At 70.5% G+C, this 15,875-nt stretch carries 19 protein-coding genes, 1 tRNA gene, 1 pseudogene and 1 riboswitch; of the genes and pseudogenes, 13 read left to right on the forward strand and 8 right to left on the reverse strand.

All coding sequences use genetic code 11. The annotated features are described in order from the left end of the window. Window positions 1–25: 25 nt before the first annotated feature. The 5 genes from ACF059_RS15565 to ACF059_RS15585 all read left to right on the forward strand — a co-directional run bounded on the left by ACF059_RS15565 (window position 26) and on the right by ACF059_RS15585 (window position 2,608). Window positions 26–448: a M67 family metallopeptidase gene (locus tag ACF059_RS15565; protein ID WP_361952342.1), complete on the forward strand. Its 423-nt coding sequence runs from the start codon at window positions 26–28 to the stop codon at window positions 446–448. A 77-nt stretch (window positions 449–525) separates the two neighbouring features. Continuing rightward, window positions 526–633, forward strand: a complete 108-nt coding sequence (locus tag ACF059_RS15570) for a putative leader peptide (RefSeq protein ID WP_327168163.1) — start codon at window positions 526–528, stop codon at window positions 631–633. Between the two features lie 116 nt (window positions 634–749). Next, window positions 750–1,028, forward strand: coding sequence for a MoaD/ThiS family protein (locus tag ACF059_RS15575; protein WP_366867460.1), 279 nt, complete (start codon window positions 750–752; stop codon window positions 1,026–1,028). Continuing rightward, the gene (locus tag ACF059_RS15580; RefSeq protein ID WP_361952337.1) at window positions 1,028–1,978 is read left to right on the forward strand and encodes a cysteine synthase; all 951 of its coding nucleotides are present in this window, start codon (window positions 1,028–1,030) and stop codon (window positions 1,976–1,978) included. The genes ACF059_RS15575 and ACF059_RS15580 overlap by 1 nt, the downstream gene beginning before the upstream one ends. A gap of 186 nt (window positions 1,979–2,164) precedes the next feature. Continuing rightward, window positions 2,165–2,608, forward strand: coding sequence for a hypothetical protein (locus ACF059_RS15585; protein WP_392056896.1), 444 nt, complete (start codon window positions 2,165–2,167; stop codon window positions 2,606–2,608). 143 nt (window positions 2,609–2,751) lie between these two features. Here the strand turns inward: ACF059_RS15585 and ACF059_RS15590 are convergent, their stop codons facing one another. After that, complete coding sequence (locus ACF059_RS15590; RefSeq protein WP_392056899.1) at window positions 2,752–3,105, reverse strand: DUF488 domain-containing protein; 354 nt, start codon at window positions 3,103–3,105, stop codon at window positions 2,752–2,754. Then, on the reverse strand, window positions 3,102–3,533 hold the full coding sequence (locus tag ACF059_RS15595) for a hypothetical protein (RefSeq protein WP_392056902.1): 432 nt from the start codon (window positions 3,531–3,533) through the stop codon (window positions 3,102–3,104). The genes ACF059_RS15590 and ACF059_RS15595 overlap by 4 nt, the downstream gene beginning before the upstream one ends. Before the next feature lie 229 nt (window positions 3,534–3,762). Here ACF059_RS15595 and ACF059_RS15600 point away from each other — a divergent pair, with 229 nt between their 5' ends. Next, window positions 3,763–4,515, forward strand: coding sequence for an MBL fold metallo-hydrolase (locus tag ACF059_RS15600; protein WP_392056906.1), 753 nt, complete (start codon window positions 3,763–3,765; stop codon window positions 4,513–4,515). Between the two features lie 95 nt (window positions 4,516–4,610). On the opposite strand, the gene ACF059_RS15605 is transcribed toward ACF059_RS15600, so the two are convergent. Together ACF059_RS15605 and ACF059_RS15610 are read right to left on the reverse strand one after the other, a co-directional pair. Beyond that, on the reverse strand, window positions 4,611–5,822 hold the full coding sequence (locus ACF059_RS15605; protein WP_366867526.1) for a PTS transporter subunit EIIC: 1,212 nt from the start codon (window positions 5,820–5,822) through the stop codon (window positions 4,611–4,613). A gap of 385 nt (window positions 5,823–6,207) precedes the next feature. Further along, window positions 6,208–7,509: a PTS transporter subunit EIIC gene (locus tag ACF059_RS15610; protein WP_392056909.1), complete on the reverse strand. Its 1,302-nt coding sequence runs from the start codon at window positions 7,507–7,509 to the stop codon at window positions 6,208–6,210. Window positions 7,510–7,739: 230 nt separating this feature from the next. Here ACF059_RS15610 and ACF059_RS15615 point away from each other — a divergent pair, with 230 nt between their 5' ends. The 4 genes from ACF059_RS15615 to rdgB all read left to right on the forward strand — a co-directional run bounded on the left by ACF059_RS15615 (window position 7,740) and on the right by rdgB (window position 10,056). Further along, window positions 7,740–7,973: a PTS glucose/sucrose transporter subunit IIB gene (locus tag ACF059_RS15615; protein ID WP_361945811.1), complete on the forward strand. Its 234-nt coding sequence runs from the start codon at window positions 7,740–7,742 to the stop codon at window positions 7,971–7,973. Window positions 7,974–8,157: 184 nt separating this feature from the next. Beyond that, on the forward strand, window positions 8,158–8,883 hold the full coding sequence (gene rph / locus ACF059_RS15620) for a ribonuclease PH (RefSeq protein ID WP_360900501.1): 726 nt from the start codon (window positions 8,158–8,160) through the stop codon (window positions 8,881–8,883). A gap of 89 nt (window positions 8,884–8,972) precedes the next feature. Further along, on the forward strand, window positions 8,973–9,353 hold the full coding sequence (locus tag ACF059_RS15625; RefSeq protein ID WP_366867453.1) for a hypothetical protein: 381 nt from the start codon (window positions 8,973–8,975) through the stop codon (window positions 9,351–9,353). A gap of 76 nt (window positions 9,354–9,429) precedes the next feature. After that, window positions 9,430–10,056, forward strand: coding sequence for an RdgB/HAM1 family non-canonical purine NTP pyrophosphatase (gene rdgB / locus ACF059_RS15630; RefSeq protein WP_392056913.1), 627 nt, complete (start codon window positions 9,430–9,432; stop codon window positions 10,054–10,056). A gap of 63 nt (window positions 10,057–10,119) precedes the next feature. Here the strand turns inward: rdgB and ACF059_RS15635 are convergent. The 3 genes from ACF059_RS15635 to bcp all read right to left on the reverse strand — a co-directional run bounded on the left by ACF059_RS15635 (window position 10,120) and on the right by bcp (window position 11,875). Next, window positions 10,120–10,203, reverse strand: a tRNA-Leu gene (locus tag ACF059_RS15635). 43 nt (window positions 10,204–10,246) lie between these two features. After that, window positions 10,247–11,266 carry an HNH endonuclease signature motif containing protein gene (locus ACF059_RS15640; protein ID WP_392056916.1) on the reverse strand — a complete coding sequence of 340 codons (1,020 nt, stop codon included), beginning with the start codon at window positions 11,264–11,266 and terminating at the stop codon, window positions 10,247–10,249. Window positions 11,267–11,407: 141 nt separating this feature from the next. Further along, on the reverse strand, window positions 11,408–11,875 hold the full coding sequence (gene bcp / locus ACF059_RS15645; protein ID WP_392056919.1) for a thioredoxin-dependent thiol peroxidase: 468 nt from the start codon (window positions 11,873–11,875) through the stop codon (window positions 11,408–11,410). 102 nt (window positions 11,876–11,977) lie between these two features. Between bcp and ACF059_RS15650 the strand changes: the two genes are divergently transcribed. The 3 genes and pseudogenes from ACF059_RS15650 to ACF059_RS15660 all read left to right on the forward strand — a co-directional run. Beyond that, entirely contained in the window at window positions 11,978–12,298 is a 321-nt protein-coding gene (locus tag ACF059_RS15650) for a DUF3618 domain-containing protein (protein ID WP_361945795.1), read from the forward strand. Between the two features lie 43 nt (window positions 12,299–12,341). Then, complete coding sequence (locus ACF059_RS15655; protein WP_030239046.1) at window positions 12,342–12,683, forward strand: co-chaperone GroES; 342 nt, start codon at window positions 12,342–12,344, stop codon at window positions 12,681–12,683. 99 nt (window positions 12,684–12,782) lie between these two features. Beyond that, a riboswitch (guanidine-III (ykkC-III) riboswitch) is annotated at window positions 12,783–12,850 on the forward strand. 31 nt (window positions 12,851–12,881) lie between these two features. Next, window positions 12,882–13,199: pseudogene (locus ACF059_RS15660) on the forward strand (multidrug efflux SMR transporter); the annotation flags it as partial. 38 nt (window positions 13,200–13,237) lie between these two features. Here ACF059_RS15660 and ACF059_RS15665 read toward each other — a convergent pair. Beyond that, on the reverse strand, window positions 13,238–15,721 hold the full coding sequence (locus ACF059_RS15665) for a transglycosylase domain-containing protein (protein WP_392056923.1): 2,484 nt from the start codon (window positions 15,719–15,721) through the stop codon (window positions 13,238–13,240). Between the last annotated feature and the right edge of the window lie 154 nt (window positions 15,722–15,875).

The raw sequence follows: 15,875 nt of genomic DNA on the forward strand, positions 1-15,875 counted from the left end.
GGCCCGTCTGCTTATCCTGTCGCTCATGCTGACCCTCACCCAGGCCCTGTATGACCAGATCGTCGAGCACGCCCGTCAGGACCACCCGGACGAGGCGTGCGGAGTCGTGGCCGGCCCGGCGGGCACCGGCCGGCCCGAGCGGTTCATCCCGATGCTCAACGCGGCCCGCTCGCCCACGTTCTACGAGTTCGACTCCAAGGACCTGCTCGCGCTCTACCGCGACATGGACGACCGCGACGAGGAGCCGGTGATCGTCTACCACTCGCACACCGCGACCCAGGCCTACCCCTCGCGCACGGACGTCACCTACGCGAACGAGCCCGGCGCGCACTACGTCCTGGTCTCCACGGCGGACAAGGACGGCCTCGGCGAGTTCCAGTTCCGCTCGTACCGGATCGTCGACGGCGAGATCACCGAGGAAGAAGTGCAGGTCGTCGAGGCCTACTGACCACCATGCGGTCGGTCACCGTCCACGATGCGGGATCACACTCCAAACCGGGGACCGGGAATCGTTAACATGACCGCATGGTTTCCCCCGACGTGAGCATCGAGACGCCCGGCAGGCTGCTGCTCGTGGCGCGGCTGCACGTCGACCTGTGCCGCCTCGCCAGCGCCATCTGTCCTGCCGCCTGAGCACCAGACCCTCCCGCGCGGAGGGCCCGACGAACCGCGCGCCCTCACGTCTCACCCTCTGCTCACCGCCGCTTACCGCTGCTTACTGCTTACGCCCTGACGACTGGAGCCCAGCCATGGCCATCGAGGTCCGCATCCCCACCATCCTCCGCACCTACACCGACGGCGCGAAGGCCGTGACCGGTGAAGGCGCCACCCTCGCCGACCTCTTCACGGACCTGGAGAGCCGCCACAAGGGCATTGAGGAGCGCATCGTCGACAACGGCCAGCTGCGCCGCTTCGTGAACGTCTACCTCAACGACGAGGACGTCCGCTTCCTCGACGGCATCTCCACCGCCCTCAAGGACGGCGACAACGTCACCATCCTCCCGGCCGTGGCCGGCGGCGCCGCCTGATGCGTTACGACTCCCCGCTGGCCGCGGTCGGCAACACGCCGCTGGTCCGGCTGCCCCGGCTGTCGCCCTCGGACGACGTCCGCATCTGGGCGAAGCTGGAGGATCGCAACCCGACCGGCTCGATCAAGGACCGCCCCGCGCTCCACATGGTCGAGCAGGCGGAGAAGGACGGCCGGCTGTACCCCGGCTGCACCATCCTGGAACCCACCTCGGGCAACACCGGCATCTCGCTGGCGATGGCGGCCAAGCTCAAGGGCTACCGCATCGTGTGCGTGATGCCGGAGAACACCAGCCAGGAGCGGCGCGACCTGCTGGCCATGTGGGGAGCCGAGATCATCCCGTCGCCGGCCGCGGGCGGTTCGAACACCGCGGTCCGGGTGGCAAAGGAACTGGCGGCCGAGCACCCCGACTGGGTGATGCTCTACCAGTACGGCAACCCCGACAACGCCGGCGCGCACTACGCCACCACCGGCCCGGAGATCCTCACCGACCTCCCGTCGATCACCCACTTCGTGGCGGGCCTCGGCACCACCGGCACCCTGATGGGCGTCGGCCGCTACCTGCGCGAGCACGTGCCCGGCGTGAAGATCGTGGCCGCCGAGCCGCGGTACGACGACCTCGTGTACGGCCTGCGCAACCTCGACGAGGGCTTCGTCCCGGAGCTGTACGACGCCTCCGTGCTCACCACCCGCTTCTCGGTGGGCTCGGCGGACGCGGTCACCCGCACCCGCGAGCTGCTCCAGCTGGAGGGCATCTTCGCCGGCGTCTCCACGGGAGCCGCCCTGCACGCGGCGATCGGCGTCGGCCGCAAGGCGGTGGCCGCGGGCGAGTCGGCGGACATCGTCTTCGTCGTGGCCGACGGCGGCTGGAAGTACCTCTCGACTGGCGTCTACACGGCCGCGACGACGGAAGAGGCCATCGAGGTCCTCCAGGGCCAGCTCTGGGCGTAGGCCGTCTCCAGCCCGCTCGGCTTCCTCCGCCCTCGAAGCCGTCCCGCGCCCGCTTCCCCTCGGGGAGGCGGGTCGCCGCGTTTCGCGCCTCGAATCACCCGAATGGCCCTCGGGAGTCGCCGGGACGGCGGTACGGGTCAACGCTGAACGTGCCCGACCTACCCCAGAAGAGAGGGTGGTGGCACGATGACGACCACTCCCAACCCCGCTGCTCCGAGCTCCTCCGGTGTCCCTCCGCCCTCGGGGGCCCGTGCCGGCTGGGCGGCGGGCGGCACGATGTTCGCCGCCGTCCTGATGATGATCAACGGCGTGTTGGCGATCTTCGAGGGGATCGCCGCGCTCGCCAAGGACGACGTCGTCTGGCGGGTCCGCGACTACACGTTCAAGTTCGACCTGACCGCCTGGGGCTGGATCCACCTGATCCTCGGCATCATCGTCCTGATCGTGGGCATCGGCGTCCTCAAGGGCACCCCCTGGGGCCGGGCCCTCGGCGTCGCCCTGACCGGCCTCATGATCGTCCTCCACTTCCTGTGGCTGCCCTACCAGCCGTTCTGGTCCCTGATCGCCATCGCGATCGGCGTGTTCGTGATCTGGGCCCTGTGCGTCGACCGCAGCCGTGACCCCTTCTGAGCCGGTCAGCCCCCGCGGGCCGGGACGCCATGGGGCGCCCCGGCCGGCAGGGGGCACGGCTCCGGTCGGCGGTGGGAGCGCAGCCTGGCCAGGCGGCCCCCTCCGCCCCCGGTCCGCCGCCTCGTGCTGACCGGCTTCCGCGGCTACCCCCGTGCGCCCAGGAGCTCCGCCAGCACCGCCGCGTGACTCGTCGCCGGGTCCTTGACCGCCGTCAGGAGCGTCACCGGCCCGGCCCCCGCCAGCTCTCGCAGGCGGGCCAGCTCCGCCGCGGCCTCCGGCTCCGCCAGCTCCGCCTCGTACCGTGCGCGGAACTCCGCGGCGGAGCCGCCCCCGTGGAACCACTTGCGCAGCTCCGTCGAGGGGGCCACGACCTTCGGCCACTCCTCCACCGCGGCCGCCTCCTTCGACAGGCCCCGCGGCCAGAGCCGGTCCACCAGGACCCGTACGCCGTCCGCCTGGGGCTCCGGCGGGTCGTACACGCGTCGCAACCGGATCACCGTCCGCCTCCCAGGCCCTTGACCTCGTCCCACACCGCCGGGTCCAGCATCCCCACCCGCGCCCGGAATTCCCACAGCGACACTTCCACCGGCCGGTCCGCCTCCAGGAAGCTCGTCCGGCCCTGGGCCCCGACCGTCCCCGGGGGCAGCGGGATCACCCCGGCGCGCCGGTCGTCGTACTTCCCGGTGATCCACGCGACCCGCGCGCGGTGCGCCCGTACCCCTCCCGCGCCCGCTCCCACCGCCAGCACCAGGCACGTGCGGCCGTCGGCCAGCGCCCACAGCTCGCCCGCCCGCGGCCGCGGCGGCGGACCGGCCCCCTGCTGCGGCGGCGCCCGGCGCGGCAGCCCGCGCCGGGCCCCGGAGGCCAGCACCACCAGCGCCACGGCCACGGCGGCGGCCAGCGCGGGCCACCAGGACGTGTCCATGCTTCGACGGTAGCCGCGCGCCCACCCCCCGGCGCGGCCACGCCCAGCACACGGCAACGCCCCGCGCACGGCAACACCCGTACGCCCTTCGCTCCGACGGGTGACACCACAGGTGATTCCCCCCACAACGGCCCGCCGCGGAGGAGCGACCCGACGTTTCGCGCCTTACGCTCGACTCCACGCACGGCCCGCATCCCGTCCACGGACCGTCCTCGGAGGTTCACGCTCCATGAAGCTCACCGTCGTCGGCTGTTCGGGGTCGTTCCCCTCCGCGGAATCGGCCTGTTCGAGCTACCTCGTCGAGGCCGACGGCTTCCGGCTGCTCCTCGACATGGGCAACGGCGCCCTCGGCGACCTGCAGCGCCACTGCGGCCTCTACGACCTCGACGCGATCTTCCTGAGCCACCTGCACGCCGATCACTGCATCGACATGTGCGCGTACTTCGTCGCCCGTTTCTACCGGCACGAGGGCGGTCGCTGCGGCACCATCCCCGTCTTCGGGCCCGAGGGCACCGAGCGGCGCCTGACCACGGCCTACGACGACGTCCCCGACGAGCGCTCGATGAGCGAGGTCTTCGACTTCCGCACGCTCAAGCCCGGGACCTTCGAGATCGGCCCCTTCCAGGTCCGCACCGAGCGGGTCGCCCACCCCGTCGAGTCGTACGGCATCCGCATCGAGCACGGCGGCCGCTCGCTCACGTACTCCGGGGACACCGGCGCCTGCCCCGAGCTGGCGCAGCTCGCCGACGGCACCGACCTCTTCCTCTGCGAAGCCTCCTTCACGCACGGCAAGGAGGACATCCCGGACCTCCACCTCAACGGCCGCGAGGCGGGCGAGTACGCGCGCGGCGGCAACGTCGGCCGGCTCGTCCTCACGCACATTCCGCCGTGGACGGACCCGGCGCAGAACCTCGCCGACGCCCGGGCGGTCTACGGCGGCCGGGTGGACCTGGCCTACGCGGGCGCGGTCTACGAGGTCTGAGGTACTGCGCGTACTGGACGCACCGGATACGACGAAGCCCCCGTCCCTCCCTTCCGGGAGAGCGGGGGCTTCGGCGTGCGTACGGGCGAGCGGGCTTACTTGGCCTCGGCCTTCGCCAGCTCGGCGAGCTCCTCGTCGGACTCGCGGCCCGGGGTGGGGAGGTTGAACTTGACGATCGCGAAGCGGAAGACGACGTAGTAGACCGCCGCGAAGCAGAGGCCGACCAGCGCCAGGCCGAACGGGTTCGTCGCCTTGCCGAGGTTCAGCAGGTAGTCGATGGCTCCGGCGGAGAAGCCGAATCCGTCCTTCATGCCGAGGGCCCAGGTCAGGGCCATGGACACACCGGTCAGGACCGCGTGGACCGCGTACAGCACCGGCGCGATGAACATGAAGGTGAACTCGATCGGCTCGGTCACACCGGTGACGAAGGAGGTGAGCGCGAGGGAGAACATCATGCCGCCGACGACCTTGCGGCGCTCGGGGCGGGCGCAGTGCACGATCGCGAGGCAGGCCGCGGGAAGGGCGAACATCATGATCGGGAAGAAGCCGGTCATGAACTGTCCGGCGGTGGGGTCGCCGGCGAGGAAGCGGGAGATGTCGCCGCTCTTGCCCTCGAACTCGCCCGCCTGGAACCACGGGAAGGAGTTGAGCAGGTGGTGCATGCCGACCGGGATCAGCGCACGGTTGGCCACACCGAAGATGCCCGCGCCGACCGCGCCGGAGCCGACCAGCCACTCACCCAGGTTGTGCAGACCGGTGCCGAGGACCGGCCAGATCAGACCGAAGACGATGCCGATCACCAGGCCGGCGAAGGCGGAGAGGATCGGGACCAGGCGGCGGCCACCGAAGAAGCCCGCCCACTCCGGCAGTTTGGTCCGGTAGAACTTCTGGTAGAGCAGGGCGACCACGATGCCCATGACGACACCGCCGAGCACCTTGGCGTCCACGGGCGCTTCCACCATGACCACCTTGCCGTCGACGGCCTTGGCGATCTTGGGCAGGTTGGAGTCGGTGAACGTGGCGAGGACGCTCTTGAAGACCAGGTAGCCGGTGACGGCGGCGAGGGCGGTGGAGCCGTCGGACTTCTTGGCGAAGCCGATCGCGATGCCCACGGCGAACAGCAGCGCCATGTTGTCGAGGATCGCGCCACCGCCGGCGGCCATGTAGCCGGCGATCTTGTTGATGAACTCCGGCATCGAGGCCGAGCCCAGCATGTCCTTGTCGCCCAGGCGCACCAGGAGTGCGGCGGCAGGCAGCACGGCGACGGGGAGCATGAGACTCCGGCCGATGCGCTGCATGACGGCCATCACGCCAGCGCCCTTCTTCTTTTCGGCCGCGGGTGCGGTAGCCGTGGACACAACTTCCTCCAGTGGGCAAGGCGACGCCAGGGGGAAACAGGGGACGGGCGACGTCTCGGGTTTGGGGGTACGCGGGCTCAGACAGGCCCGCGTGGTCTACACCAATGCGTGGTGTAGACCAGTTGTAACACGGTCGGCGTTAGATAAGGAACCTTCGATTTCCTGTGGTCTACGCCACATCCGCACGCGGCGGCCCCGCGCGCGGCGCGCCGGGGCCCGCGGGCATGGCGGCGGCCCCCGGATCCGGGATCCGGGGGCCATGGGCGACGGGCCTCAAAGGCCCGGCGCCGTACGCCTGTTGGGCCCCGAGCCGGGCGGCTCGGGCGGGGGAGGCTCAGGCCTTGGTGGTCTCCGCCTGCATGGCCGCGATCTCCTCGTCCGACTCCCGGCCGGGCGTCGGAATGTTGAACTTCGTGATCGCGAAGCGGAACACCGCGTAGTAGACGACCGCGAAACACAGGCCGATCGGGATGATCAGCCAGGGTTTGGTGGCCAGCCCCCAGTTGATGACGTAGTCGATCAGGCCCGCGGAGAAGCTGAAGCCGTCCTTCACCCCCAGCGCCCACGTCACCGCCATCGACACCCCCGTCAGCAGCGCGTGGACCGCGTACAGCGCGGGCGCCACGAAGAGGAAGGAGTACTCGATCGGCTCGGTGATGCCGGTGACGAAGGAGGTCAGGCCGACGGACAGCATCAGGCCGCCGACCTCCTTGCGCCGCTGCGGCTTCGCGCAGTGCGTGATCGCCAGCGCCGCCGCCGGGAGGGCGAACATCATGATGGGGAAGAAGCCGGAGAGGAACTGACCGGCCTGCGGGTCACCGCTCAGGAACATGTTGATGTCGCCGTGGACCACCTGGCCGTCCGGCTTGGTGAAGCTGCCGAACTGGAACCAGACCGGCACGTTCAGGAACTGGTGCAGGCCGATCACCAGCAGCGCGCGGTTCGCCACGCCGAAGACGCCCGAGCCCCAGGCGCCCAGGCCGACCAGCCAGTCGGAGAAGCTCTCCAGCGCGTCACCGATCGGCGGCCAGATCCACAGGCACACCACGGCGAACACGATCGCGACGAAGGCCATGATGATCGGGACGAGCCGGCGGCCGTTGAAGAAGCCGAGCCAGTCCACCAGCTTCACCCGGTGGTAGCGCTGCCAGAACCAGGCGGCCAGCAGACCCATGACGATGCCGCCGAACACCCCCGGATTCTGGAAGGTGTACTCCGCGAAGGCGTCGTCCTGCCCCAGGCAGCCGCCCTTGATGTCCTTGGTCCCGTCCGGGCACGCCTTCGGGAACGCGTGCAGCACCGCCCGGTAGACGAGGAAGCCCACCACCGCGGCGAGCGCCGTCGAGCCGTCGGCCTTCTTCGCCATGCCGATCGCGACGCCGACGCAGAAGAGGAGCGGCAGCCCGAGATCGGCGCTGAGCAGGGCGCCGCCCGCGCTGGCGATGACCTTGGCGACGTTCGTCCAGCCCAGCCCGTCCACGCCGAAGACGTCGGGCTGCCCGAAGCGGTTGAGGAGGCCGGCCGCGGGCAGGACGGCGATCGGCAGCTGGAGGCTGCGCCCCATCTTCTGCAGCCCCTGGAACATGCCGTTCCACCACTTCTGCCGTGGCTCTGCTGCGGCGCTGCTCGCGCTCATCGGCGTCCTCCCTGAACGGCCCCGTTTTTGGCTGCCGCAACCCGTTGCGGCACACTGGTGTAGACCAGTTGTGGGCGGGTTGCTGCTGATCGTCATCATTCGGCAGAGACCGGTCATGCGCTCGCGTAGGTGGGCCAACCGTGCGTTACCGTGCAGAAGCGGACCGCGCGGGTGGGCCTCCACGGACCGGCCGCCGAGACACGTTCTTCGAAACACCCAGGGAGAAACACATGGCCACCAAGGCTGAGAAGATCGTCGCCGGGCTCGGCGGCATCGAGAACATCGAAGAGGTCGAGGGCTGCATCACCCGCCTGCGCACCGAGGTCGTCGACCCGTCCCTGGTCGACGAAGCCGCCCTCAAGGCCGCGGGCGCCCACGGCGTCGTCAAGATGGGCACCGCGATCCAGGTCGTCATCGGCACGGACGCCGACCCGATCGCCGCCGACATCGAAGACATGATGTGATCCGGGCCCACTAGCCCGTCGCTTCCGGATCGTGCCGGCCCGCCCCCCTCGGGCCCCGCGATCCACCACCGGATCCACCGGCGGACCCCGTCCCGGACGCACCCCGAGGCGGGGTCTTCCCGTAGTAAGGCCCGGTCTTCTCACCGGGTCATGGCGCCGGGCCCGCAGGGACTAGGCTCGGAGCATGTCTCGCATTGACGGCCGTACGCCCGAACAGCTCCGCCCGGTCACCATCGAACGCGGCTGGAGCAAGCACGCCGAGGGCTCCGTCCTCATCTCCTTCGGAGACACCAAGGTCTTCTGCACCGCCTCCTTCACCGAAGGCGTCCCGCGCTGGCGCAAGGGCAGCGGCGAAGGCTGGGTCACCTCCGAGTACTCGATGCTGCCCCGCTCCACCAACACCCGCGGCGACCGCGAATCCGTCCGCGGCAAGATCGGCGGCCGCACCCACGAGATCTCCCGCCTGATCGGCCGCTCCCTGCGCGCCGTCATCGACTACAAGGCCCTCGGCGAGAACACCATCGTCCTGGACTGCGACGTCCTCCAGGCCGACGGCGGCACCCGCACCGCCGCCATCACCGGCGCCTACGTCGCCCTCGCCGACGCCGTCGCCTGGGGCCAGCAGAAGAAGCTGATCAAGGCCGGCCGCAAGCCCCTCACCGGCACCGTCGCCGCCGTCAGCGTCGGCATCGTCGACGGCGAACCGCTCCTCGACCTCTGCTACGAGGAGGACGTGCGGGCCGAGACCGACATGAACGTGGTCTGCACCGGCGACGGCCGCTTCGTCGAGGTCCAGGGCACCGCCGAGGGCGAGCCCTTCGACCGCAAGGAACTCAACGCGCTCCTCGACCTCGCGGCCGGCGGCTGCGCGGACCTGGAAGCCATCCAGCTCAGCGCGCTGGAACTGTAGGCGCGCGGATCCGCGTCTGGCAGGGTACGGGCGCACGGCGTCACCGCCGTGCGCCCGTCCACGTACCGAAGCCCTTGGGGGACCCGAAGATGAAGCTCCGCATAGTGGCCGTGGCCATGGCCGCCGCCCTCACCGTCCCGGCCCTCACGGCCTGCGACGCGATCTCCACGGCGATGGACTGTGCGAACACGGCGGTGGCCATCACGGACGGCGCCAACGACCTCCAGCAGGCGGTCTCCCAGGCCGGCAACAGCCCGCAGGACGCCCAGAACGCGCTCAACCAGATCGAGACGAACCTGAAGAAGATCGGCGACCAGACGGACAACGCCGACCTGGGCAAGGCCATCACCTCGATGAACACGGCCGTCAAGAACGTCCGCACCGCCATCGAACAGGGCAACCCCACCCCGGACATCAAGCCCGTCGCGGACGCGGCGACCGAGATCTCCAAGGTCTGCACGCCGGGCTGACGCGAGAAGACGGGGATGCCGGGCGGGCCGGGGCACGGGGCGTCGGGCGGGCCGGGGCGCGGGAAATAATGGGCGCATGACCTCCACGCCCGAGCCCACGCCCAGCCGCCTGATCCTGGCCACCCGCAACGCGGGCAAGATCGCCGAGCTCCACGCCATCCTGTCCGCCGCCGGCCTGCCGCACCAGCTGGTCGGCGCGGACGCGTACCCGGAGATCCCGGACGTCAAGGAGACCGGCGTCACCTTCGCCGAGAACGCCCTCCTCAAGGCCCACGCCCTGGCCCGGGCCACCGGCCTCCCGGCGGTCGCCGACGACTCCGGCCTGTGCGTGGACGTCATGAACGGCGCCCCGGGGATCTTCTCGGCCCGCTGGGCCGGCGCCCACGGCGACGACAAGGCCAACCTGGACCTCCTGCTGGCGCAGCTCGCCGACATCGGTCCGGAACACCGCGGCGCCCACTTCTTCTGCGCGGCGGCCCTGGCCCTGCCGGACGGCACCGAACGCGTCGTCGAGGGCCGCCTCCTGGGCACCCTGCGTCAAGCCCCGTCCGGCACGGGCGGCTTCGGCTACGACCCGATCCTCCAGCCGCTGGGCGAGACCCGCACCTGCGCGGAGCTCACCCCGGCGGAGAAGAACGCGATCTCCCACCGCGGCCAGGCCTTCCGCGCCCTGATCCCGGTGGTCCGAGAGCTCCTGGGCTGACGCCGCCCGAACGGCCGACGGCCCCGTACGCAGCAGGTGCGTACGGGGCCGTCGGCGTGCACGTGCGGTTGGGGGGACTCGAACCCCCACGGGTTTTACCCCACTGGGACCTAAACCCAGCGTGACTGCCAATTCCACCACAACCGCGACATTGAGCCCCATTCAGACATTGAGCCTGTCTGGGCTGCGCTCAGTCTACGGGGGCAGGGGTCGAGGGGGCGACAGGGTCGGGGCGGCTCTTGCGGCACCAGGTCTCCGTCAGGGAGTGGCAGTTGGGGCAGAGGTAGCGGAGGTTCTCGGGACGGTTGTCCAGCCAGTTTCCGCTGATGTGGTCGATCTGGAGAGTGATCGGTTGGCCAAGCCATGCGCCGTCGTTCCCGCACATGACGCAGTGGTACGGGCGGCCGGTCTCCTGCAAGGCCCGATGCAGTCGAGTCCTGTTCGTGCGGGGCGACCCCTCGGGGAGGACGACGAGGGTGCTCGGTGCGGTGGACCTGGGTGGGCGAGCGGGCGTCTTGCTCCAGGGGCGCCGCGTGAAGTGCGAGGTGTCGAGGCCGAGTCGCGCCACGTGGCGTCGAACGCGACGGTGGTTCGTGTCGTTCACTTCCAGCTCCAGGGTCCGCATGACGTCCGCATAGCTCGTTGCCTCCGACACGGCTGAGCGCAGGGCCTCATCGGCGAGGACCGGTCGGGCGTTGCGGAAGTGCGTCGTGTCGATGCCGTGCTCGCGCAGCATGCGGCCGAGCGCCTGTCGAGAGCGGCTGTCGTCCGGCACCCCCAGTGCGCGGGCCGCACCTCTGATGCTGTCTGCGGACATGGCTGCCGCGCGGAGTTCCGCCGTGCCGAAAGGCAGGTCGACCGCGGCCCGGTTCATCCCGGGGAAGTGCCTGACGTCGATACCCAGCGCGGTGATGCGCCTGGCCAGATGGGACAGGGTTCCCGTGGCCGGTGGTGCCCCGAGTTTCTCCGCGACTTCCCGGAGGGTGGTCGACGTGGCGGCCGCTGCGGTGATGGCCTCGTCGGAGTACCTGCGCCAGGGGCTGCGCTGCTTGAAGTGACCGGTGTCGATGGCGCATGCGGCGACCTTCTGCTGGAGCACCCGTCGCTGGCCGCCGCTCTCCCGCAGTCCGAGCCGTCTCATCAGATCCGCCCAGCCGCGAGCCTCGGACGTGGCCGCGGCCAGCGTCGCCCGGTCGTACGGGTCGCCCATGTGCCCCACCCCTCTCGGCCGCGCGTGCGGCTCTCGAATGGAGTAACGGGGCGGCGGCCGCTCGGTTACGGACGGTTTCGTCCGATAAGCGGAGTGACCCGCACCGGGTGGGGTGCGGGTCACGGGGAAGGTGGGGCGGGGTCAGATGCCCAGGTCTTTGATGATCTTGGCTACGTGGCCCGTGGCCTTGACGTTGTAGAAGGCGCGCTCGACCTTGCCCTCCTCGTTGACGACCACCGTGGAGCGGATGACGCCGGTCACCGTCTTGCCGTACAGCTTCTTCTCGCCGTACGCGCCGTAGGCGGTCAGCGTCTCCTTCTCCGGGTCGCTGACCAGCGTGACCTTCAGGTGCTCCTGCTCACGGAACTTCGCCAGCTTCTCCGGCTTGTCCGGCGACACGCCGATGACGTCGTATCCGGCCGTGGCCAGGACGTCCAGGTTGTCCGTGAAATCGCAGGCCTGCTTCGTGCAGCCCGGCGTCAGCGCGGTGGGGTAGAAGTACACGATCACCTTGCGGCCCTTGTGGTCGGCGAGCGAGACCTCGTTGCCGTCCGCGTCGGGCAGGGTGAAGGCGGGGGCGGTGTCGCCCGGCTGAAGTCGCTCGCTCATCTGGACAGTCTCCTCAAGAGGGGATCGGTACGGGTCGAGACTAAGCTGACAGCTGTTCACGGGGGACATCCCCCACCGGACCACGACGACGGAGGCAGCGCGGTGCCCGAAGCCAGGACCCCCGAACAGATCGAAGCGGACATCGTCCGCCGCCGCGAGCAGCTCGCCGAGACGCTCGACGAGATCGGCGTGCGCATGCACCCGAAGACGGTCATGGGGGACGCGAAGGCCAGGGTCGTCTCGACGGTCGACCACACCGCCGGCCGGGCCTTCGCCACGGTGAACCGTCTCGTCACGGACGTGTCGGACGGCCTGCGCCACGAGGACGGGACCCCGCGTCCCGAGCGGATCGTGCCGGTCGTGCTGCTCGCGGTCGGCGTGATCGGCGTGCTCGTCCTGTCGGCGCGGCGCAAGCGCGGGTGACCCTCCGCGAGGCGGGGCGGGCGCGGGCAGGTAGGTTTCTGGCGTGAGCGAGAACACCACCCACGACAAGCTGCCCATCCGCATGCTGCACGACCGCGTGCTCGTGAAGTCCGATCTGCCGGAGGGCGAGCGCCGCTCGGGCGGCGGCATCCTGATTCCGGCGACGGCGGCGGTGGGCAAGCGGCTCGCCTGGGCCGAGGTGGTCGCGGTCGGGCAGAACGTACGGAGCGTCGAGCCCGGTGACCGGGTGCTGTACGACCCCGAGGACCGGGCGGAGGTCGAGGTGCGCGGGGCGACGTACGTGCTGATGCGCGAGCGCGACCTGCACGCCGTGGCCGCCGAGCGGCTGGAGGGGTCGAAGGACTCCACCGGGCTGTACCTGTGACCCTCGGGGGTCGAAGAGCTGAGGGCTGAGAGCGGACGGCGAGGGCTGGTGGCGGAGGTCACCGGCCCTTTTCGCTGCCCTTCGGCCCTCTTCGTCCGCCCCTTGCTACGGTGGAGGCGAACCCCGACGAGACGCGCCGTACCGGGTGAACGACAAGACGACGCACCCCGTACCGCTCGACGTCTCGGAGGTGCCGTCATGGCTTGGGTTCTGCTTCTTCTCGCCGGTCTGCTGGAGATCGGCTGGTCCGTCGGCATGAAGTTCACCGAGGGCTTCACCCGGCTGTGGCCCAGCGTGTTCACGGGCGCCGGGATCGTGGCGAGCATGGTGCTGCTGTCCTACGCCGCGAAGACCCTGCCCATCGGCACGGCGTACGGGGTGTGGGTGGGCATCGGCGCCGCCGGCGCGGCCGTGTTCGGTATGGCGGTGCTGGGGGAGCCCGTCACCGCCGCCCGGATCTTCTTCATCTGCCTGCTGCTGGTCGCCGTGGTGGGGCTGAAGGCGACCTCCGGTCACCGACCCGGTTCAGGGGACGGTCCCACCGGTACCACCCGTCACTCCAGGAACGCGGACGGCGGGCGCGGCCCGTCGGCGGTCCCGCCGTCCGTGCCCCGGGTGCCCGTCGTGCCACCCGTGCCCGTCGTACCGGTGGTCCCCGTCGTGCCCTGCCTGCCCGAGGTGACACCGCCCTGGTCGCCTTCGGTGGTGCCGCCGTTGTCCTGGCCCCCGTTGTCCTGGCCCCCGTTGTCCTGGCCGCCGTTGCCCTGACCGCCGTTCTGCTGGCCGCCGTTGTCCTGCCCGCCCTGGTTCTGGCCGCCGTTGTCCTGTCCCCCTTGGTTCTGGCCGCCCGTCGGCGTCGGCCGCCCGGGCCGGTTCGGTCGTCCCGTCGGCGGGCCGGTGCGCTCGCCGGGGGTTTCCTCGGGGAAGCTGAACTGCGGGGAGGGCGGCGGCGGCGGGGGCTGCCCCGCGCCGGGCTGGAGTTCCAGTTCGAAGTCGACGGGGTCGGTGCCCTCCAGGGCGGTCTTGGTGTAGGCGGCCCAGATCCGGGCCGGGTAGCCGCCCCCGCTGATGCGGCGCTCGCCGAGGGCGCCGTAGAGCGACTGGAGGGTGCCGGTGTCCGGGTCCTGGCCCATCATCGCGACCACGGTGACCAGGTCCGGGGTGTACGCGGCGAACCAGGCCGAGCGGTCCAGTTCCCCGGTGCCGGTCTTGCCCGCCGCCGGGTGGCCGGCGGCGAGCGCCGCCGTACCGGTGCCGTTGTCCACGACGCTGACCAGCATGGACGTGGTGGTGTCGGCGGCCTCGCGGCTGACGGCCTGGGTGGGGGTGCGTTGGGGCAGGCCGATGGTGTCGTCCTCCTTGGTGATCTTCTCCAGGAAGGTGTAGGGGGTGAGGCGGCCGTGGTCGGCGAGGGTCGCGTACGCCTGGGTCATGTCCAGGACGCTGGCCTGCAGGGTGCCGAGCGCCATGGCGGGGACCGGTTCGAAGTTCGGGGTGTTCTCGGGGATGCCGAGGGCGATGGCGGTCTGCTTGACCTTCGCCGTGCCGACGTCGACCGCCATCTGGGCGTAGACGGCGTTGACGGAGAGGTCGGTGGCGGTGTTGACGGTGATGTTCCCGTACGAGACCTGGCCCTCGTTCTCAGGGTTGAAGCGGATCCGGCCGCCGACGACGGGGCGCCTGTTGTCGCCGTTGTAGACCGTGTACGGGGTGATCCGGCGGCCGTCCTGGGTGCGCGCGTCGTTCTCGACGGCGGCCGTGAAGACGAACGGCTTGAAGGTGGAGGCGACCTGGTAGTCGTGGCGGGTGGCGTTGTTGACGTACTGCTTGGTGTAGTCGATGCCGCCGTACATCGCGACGACCTTGCCGGTGAGCGGGTCGATGGAGACGCCGCCGGCGCGTACGAGCCGGTCCGCCGGGCGCGCTTCCGGGTCGAGTTTGCCGACCATCTGGTCGTCGACGGCGCTGACGAGGGCGTTCTGGCGGCGCCTGTCGATGGTGGTGGTGATGCGGTAGCCGCCTTCGGCGAGGGTCTTGTCGTCGAGGATCTCGCGGTCGACGATGTAGTCCTTGATCGCTTCTACGAGGTAACCGCGCTGGCCGGAGAGGCCGGCGGCGGCGCGCACCTTGCCCGGCTCGGGGAAGCGGGTCGTGGCGCGTTCGGCGGCGGGCAGCCAGTCCTTCTTGACCATGCCGTCGAGGACGTAGTTCCAGCGGGCGAGGGCGCGGGCGCGGCTCTGGGGGTGGGAGACGACGTCGAAGGCGCTGGGGGAGTTGAGGAGGGTGGCGAGGTAGGCGCCCTCGGCGGTGGTGAGTTTGCCGACGTCCTTGCCGTAGTAGGCCTGGGAGGCGGCCTGGATGCCGTAGGCGTTGCGGCCGAAGTAGCTGGTGTTGAGGTAGCCCTCGAGGATGTAGTTCTTCGACTTCTCGCGACCGAGTTTGATCGCGATGAAGAACTCCTTGACCTTGCGTTTGATCGTCTGTTCCTGGCCCAGGTAGTAGTTCTTGACGTACTGCTGGGTGATGGTCGAACCGGACTGGGTGCCCTTGCCGGTCGCCGTGTTCCAGGCGGCGCGGACCATCGCCTTGGGGTCCACCGCCCGTTCGGAGTAGAAGTCCCGGTCCTCCGCGGCCAGTACGGCCTCCTGCACGGTCCGGGGGACCTGCGAGAGCGGCACGTTGACGCGGTCGACCTCGCCGTCGCGGGCGAGCTGGGAGCCGTCGGCGTAGAGGTACACGTTGGACTGGGCGGTGGCGGCGGCGTTGGCGGGCGGGATGTCGACCAGCAGGTAGCCGGCGACGAGGCCGCCGCCGATCAGCAGGGCGAGGAGCAGCAGCGCGCCCAGGACCATGCGCCAGGTGGGGAGGGCGCGACGCCAGCCGGTCCGGCGGGGTCTGGGCTTGCGGCCGGCCTTGGCCGGGTCGCCCGGCCGGCCGCCTCGTACCGGCTGCGACGGGCCGGCCGGCGGTCTCGGCGGTTCGTCGGGCGTGTCGGGGTCGCGAGGGGTCCAGCCCGGGGGTGGTGACTGGTCGCTCATCTCCAGGGCTCCTCGGCGCCGTGCGAAATATCCACTTCTGTACCTCATGGTGTCTACCCGATGACCGGTCATTACGCTCTGGACGGGCGTAAATCGTTCGCGTGGCTCGCCCCTCCGCACTAAGCTCGCGCGCTTTGGCCGACGTAGGAACGAC

This window comes from Streptomyces sp. NPDC016562 (assembly GCF_043076955.1).
Taxonomy (GTDB): Bacteria; Actinomycetota; Actinomycetes; order Streptomycetales; family Streptomycetaceae; genus Streptomyces.

Excerpts from the sequence above, each read along its gene's own strand:
- ACF059_RS15565 (WP_361952342.1), top strand. The coding sequence starts at position 26 with ATGCTGACCCTCACCCAGGCCCTGTATGACCAGATCGTCGAGCACGCC.
- ACF059_RS15570 (WP_327168163.1), top strand. The coding sequence starts at position 526 with ATGGTTTCCCCCGACGTGAGCATCGAGACGCCCGGCAGGCTGCTGCTC.
- ACF059_RS15575 (WP_366867460.1), top strand. The coding sequence starts at position 750 with ATGGCCATCGAGGTCCGCATCCCCACCATCCTCCGCACCTACACCGAC.
- ACF059_RS15580 (WP_361952337.1), top strand. The coding sequence starts at position 1,028 with ATGCGTTACGACTCCCCGCTGGCCGCGGTCGGCAACACGCCGCTGGTC.
- ACF059_RS15585 (WP_392056896.1), top strand. The coding sequence starts at position 2,165 with ATGACGACCACTCCCAACCCCGCTGCTCCGAGCTCCTCCGGTGTCCCT.
- ACF059_RS15595 (WP_392056902.1), bottom strand. The coding sequence starts at position 3,533 with ATGGACACGTCCTGGTGGCCCGCGCTGGCCGCCGCCGTGGCCGTGGCG.
- ACF059_RS15600 (WP_392056906.1), top strand. The coding sequence starts at position 3,763 with ATGAAGCTCACCGTCGTCGGCTGTTCGGGGTCGTTCCCCTCCGCGGAA.
- ACF059_RS15605 (WP_366867526.1), bottom strand. The coding sequence starts at position 5,822 with ATGGCCGTCATGCAGCGCATCGGCCGGAGTCTCATGCTCCCCGTCGCC.
- ACF059_RS15610 (WP_392056909.1), bottom strand. The coding sequence starts at position 7,509 with ATGAGCGCGAGCAGCGCCGCAGCAGAGCCACGGCAGAAGTGGTGGAAC.
- ACF059_RS15615 (WP_361945811.1), top strand. The coding sequence starts at position 7,740 with ATGGCCACCAAGGCTGAGAAGATCGTCGCCGGGCTCGGCGGCATCGAG.
- rph (WP_360900501.1), top strand. The coding sequence starts at position 8,158 with ATGTCTCGCATTGACGGCCGTACGCCCGAACAGCTCCGCCCGGTCACC.
- ACF059_RS15625 (WP_366867453.1), top strand. The coding sequence starts at position 8,973 with ATGAAGCTCCGCATAGTGGCCGTGGCCATGGCCGCCGCCCTCACCGTC.
- rdgB (WP_392056913.1), top strand. The coding sequence starts at position 9,430 with ATGACCTCCACGCCCGAGCCCACGCCCAGCCGCCTGATCCTGGCCACC.
- ACF059_RS15640 (WP_392056916.1), bottom strand. The coding sequence starts at position 11,266 with ATGGGCGACCCGTACGACCGGGCGACGCTGGCCGCGGCCACGTCCGAG.
- bcp (WP_392056919.1), bottom strand. The coding sequence starts at position 11,875 with ATGAGCGAGCGACTTCAGCCGGGCGACACCGCCCCCGCCTTCACCCTG.
- ACF059_RS15665 (WP_392056923.1), bottom strand. The coding sequence starts at position 15,721 with ATGAGCGACCAGTCACCACCCCCGGGCTGGACCCCTCGCGACCCCGAC.